This is a genomic window from Arthrobacter sp. H35-D1 (assembly GCF_030063185.1).
GTDB lineage: Bacteria > Actinomycetota > Actinomycetes > Actinomycetales > Micrococcaceae > Specibacter.
Genome location: NZ_JASISP010000063.1, coordinates 1 through 2,159 on the forward strand (window position 1 = coordinate 1; position 2,159 = coordinate 2,159).

Below are 2,159 nucleotides of genomic sequence, written 5' to 3' on the forward strand. Positions count from 1 at the left end.
CTGAAAAGGGCCTGTCCGCCCGCGTTGTCGAAGCTGCCCGGCAGCTCGGTTCCGCTGGCAAGACGTTTAAGTAATATGAGCGAAGATTTCCGGCGAAACCTCCTCGGACCGGAGCCCACGCTGCTCCGTGTGGAGGCCGAAATTTACGAATACCTGTCGGGACAGGAAGCGCAGAACCTCGCCACGAAGTATTCCGCACTATCTCTGTTGGGGGTCCTCCTGGCTGAGTGCGGATTCTATCGGGACCACGGCCCGGAATTCGTGAGCCAAAAAATACCACACGAACGAAGAACAACATCATCCGCCCCGTCCAAAAACTCGGCCACGACGTCAACCTGAGCAACCGGGGAACAGCCTGACTCACCGTACTGTTGTACAAGATGCAATGTCGTTTACTTAGGACCTTTTGGTATTCGCTTGAGTGGCCAGTTGGACATTTTGCGTTTCTTCACGCGGGGCGCGGTGCGTTGTCGGCGTACCGGGAGGAGTTCGTCGAGAATCTCTTGGCTGAAGGTTCCTCTGGCGAGAGTTTCCCGGCTATTTCGTTTTGAGGGCCCCGGCAAAATAAAAACCGTGTAAGTTGCGGCGTGTCGGGGCCTTTGCTTCACCGAAGTATGTATGACCTAAAGCATGATATGGGTATGGCTTTGTGCAAGAAGATGATCAGTGGGAAACCGTATTGGCGCTTGCGTGAAACGGCGCGAGTCGATGGGAAGCCGAAGATGGTCTCCGAACGGTACCTGGGCAGTGCCAAGGACATTGAGAAGCTCCTGGATGCCAAGGAAGCCGCGGTCGTGCCCGAGAAGACCCGGCACCTGGGCTTCGGGGACAGTGCCGCGGCCTGGAGCATCCTTCAACGCCTGGAGGTGGCCGGAATCATCGACGGCGTGGTGGGTTCCCGGCGCAGCGACGTCGGCGCGTCGGCGGGCATCTACCTGTCCCTGGCGGCGTTGAACGGGGTCGTGGCCCCGACCTCAAAGCTGGGCTTCGCCGACTGGTGGAAGACCACCGCCACGGACCGCTTCACGAAGATCCCCGCGTCCGTGCTGGATCATCGCAAATTCTGGGAGGCCACGCACGCCCTGTCACTGGATGAACTCGCGGAGGTCGAGGAACGCATCACGGTGGCGCTGGTCAATGAATTCAACCTCGACATCTTCGCCCTGGCCCTGGACATGACGAACTTCGCCACCTACATTGATTCGGCCAACGCGAAGGCCCCGATTGCCCAACGCGGCAAGGCCAAGCAAAAGCGCACCGTGCCTTCCCTGGTTGGCCTGGGCCTGGTGATCACCCGTGACGGAGGGATTCCCCTGCTCGCCCATACCTACCCGGGGAACAAGCCTGACGTCACCCAGTTTCCCCTCATGATCGATGAACTCGGCGCCCGGCACCGCAAACTCGCCGAAACGACCGGGACCGGTGAGGAGCCGGAGGTGACAGTGGTCTTTGACGCCTGGCAAAACTCGGCCTCCAACTTCACCCGTGTCACCGAGACCGAGCTGGCCTTCGTCGGCTCCATCCCGCCCCCGCCTCCCATGCCGTGAACAGCGTGTGGATGTGGGCGGGCCTGCTCGGCTGCGCGATCAGCGCCTGGCTCCAGGAAATCACCGGCCTCGATCACGGCAACGGCCGCGGACGCAGAACCGTGGCAAGGCTCCTGCGCGAACTCATTCAAGTCCCAGCCCGCAACACCCGCTGCGCCGGGACAATCTACCTACGCATGCCGCCGGGACCACAACTGCTCACCACCGTCCTGCCAGCACTGCAGAAGCTGACCGCCCCGGCTGACGAAGCCGGCCCCTACCCCACCACCACGAGAAATACCGTCCGAGGCACGGAACCTTCGCCCACCCGGCACGACAACCGGGACACTGCCACGCCCAAGACCTAAAATTCATCGAAATCCGCGCCGCCGCCCGGGATGCAGTCTTACGACACCATTACTCGCGGATTCGGGTCAGAGTCGGTGTATCTACCCGAACGTCATACTGGGAGGCTCACGTGGACGCTGATCTGGACACTCTTGCCACAGCATTCCATGTCGCTGCGGATGATTTATTGAAGGCCCTTCCGGAACGGGTTCCGTACCGGCCCCGGGTCGGGATCAGCCCCAAGATCTCCGCCGCCGAAGTGATGCCGCGGGCGTTGATGCAGGC

At 61.3% G+C, this 2,159-nt stretch carries 1 protein-coding gene and 3 pseudogenes; all 4 read left to right on the forward strand.

Going from position 1 to position 2,159, the window contains the following annotated elements; translation table 11 throughout:
- A pseudogene (locus QMG25_RS20250) lies at positions 1–339 on the forward strand (hypothetical protein); the annotation flags it as partial.
- Between the two features lie 302 nt (positions 340–641).
- Positions 642–1,529, forward strand: a pseudogene (locus QMG25_RS20255) (IS1634 family transposase); the annotation flags it as partial.
- A 14-nt stretch (positions 1,530–1,543) separates the two neighbouring features.
- Positions 1,544–1,894 (forward strand): hypothetical protein, encoded by a 351-nt coding sequence (locus QMG25_RS20260; RefSeq protein WP_283462923.1) that lies wholly within the window; start codon positions 1,544–1,546, stop codon positions 1,892–1,894.
- 110 nt (positions 1,895–2,004) lie between these two features.
- Positions 2,005–2,159 (forward strand): annotated as a pseudogene (locus tag QMG25_RS20705) (IS982 family transposase); the annotation flags it as partial.